The organism is Flavobacterium sp. (assembly GCF_049590715.1).
In the GTDB taxonomy this organism is placed as follows: Bacteria; Bacteroidota; Bacteroidia; order Flavobacteriales; family Flavobacteriaceae; genus Flavobacterium.
In genome coordinates, this window is record NZ_JBAWDL010000329.1 from 1 (window position 1) to 1,549 (window position 1,549).

General features: G+C 35.4%; 1 protein-coding gene. It reads left to right on the forward strand.

The genetic code is table 11. The annotated features are described in order from the left end of the window. Nucleotides 1-92: 92 nt before the first annotated feature. A complete protein-coding gene (locus WBQ70_RS14170; protein ID WP_423915331.1) occupies nt 93-1,526 on the forward strand; it encodes an alpha-L-fucosidase in 1,434 nt (477 codons plus the stop codon). Nucleotides 1,527-1,549: the final 23 nt, after the last annotated feature.

Below are 1,549 nucleotides of genomic sequence, written 5' to 3' on the forward strand. Positions count from 1 at the left end.
ATATTACAGAACACGTAGAAATTTTTAATCAAAACGACCAATTAATTTTGGTTTGTGACCACATTTTATTAGCAAAATATAGAATATAAAAGATGAAAAGCACCATTTTAGGCTTAGCCAGTTTAGCGTTGGTTTCATGCAGTGTGCAGCATCAAACTACAAAGAATAAAGTAGCGGATAAGAAAATAGAATATAAGGCGGATTGGGAATCATTAAGTCAACACCAAACGCCCGAATGGTTTTTGGACGCAAAATTCGGAATCTATTTTCACTGGGGTGTTTATTCAAAAATTGGAAGAGGCGAATGGTATCCCAGACAAATGTATGAGGAAAAAAATGAAGGTTGGGGAAAAGATGAGCGAGAATATCATTTAAAAACATATGGTGAAGATGTTAATTATCATGATTTTATAAAAGATTTTACCGCAGAACATTTTGATGCTAATGAATGGTCCAAATTGTTTAAAGCTTCAGGCGCAAAATACGTTGGTCCGGTCGCTGAGCATTGCGACAATTTTTCAAATTGGGATAGTAAAATAAACAAGTTTAATGCGGCAAAAATGGGGCCTAAACGGAATATTGTGGGCGAATTAGAAAAAGCGATAAAAGGAGAAGGATTAAAGTTTGTAACAACATTTCACCATTCCTGGGAATGGGGCTGGTATAACACATGGAGCGGTTTAATTGATACTACAGCTGTTGGTTTTGAAGATTTTTACGGTGAACGCACCTTGCCTGAAACCTTTGGGAAAATGAGTACTGGTTTTGATGCTAGTGGACAATCAGCAGGCTCTATCGATACAAAATATGCGCCTTCCAGAAAATTTATAGATATCTGGAAAGCTAAAATTTATGAAGTAGTAGATCAGTACCAACCAGATTTATTATGGTTTGATAGCCGCTTGTTTGTCATTCCTGAAAAAGACAGGCTAGAAATGGTAGCTCACTATTATAACAAAAGTTTAGAGTGGAACAAGCCCGTAGTTTTAACGTATAAAAATGAAGATTTACCACTGAATACTGCTGTTATAGATTTAGAGCGTGGACGATTTGATGAAAAAACAGAATTCCCATGGTTGACTGATGATTCTTACGCATGGAATTCATGGAGTTGGCGTCCTAATATGCGTCTTAAAAACCCACATATCATTCTGGATGAATTAGTTGATATTGTGAGTAAAAATGGTAACCTTATTTTGAATATTACCCCTACCTATGATGGACTTATTCCAGAAGAAATGAAAAATGGCTTAATCGAAATAGGGAACTGGCTTTCAAAATATGGAGAAGCTATCTATAAAACACGTCCATTTGTTACTTACGGAGAAGGCGTAACGGTGCTTAAAAAGAATCATTTTGGAGGCGTTCAAGGAGATGGGGTGAAATATACTGCTCAAGATTTTAGATTTACAACCAATGGCAATACCTTGTATATTATTCAATTAGTACCACCAGTATCAGGTAACGAATTTTTGTTAAAATCTTTTGCAAAAGGAGGTTTAGCCGAAAAAATAATTATTAATTAATTAGAACTGTTAGGCAATACTGA

Excerpts from the sequence above, each read along its gene's own strand:
- WBQ70_RS14170 (WP_423915331.1), top strand. The coding sequence starts at position 93 with ATGAAAAGCACCATTTTAGGCTTAGCCAGTTTAGCGTTGGTTTCATGC.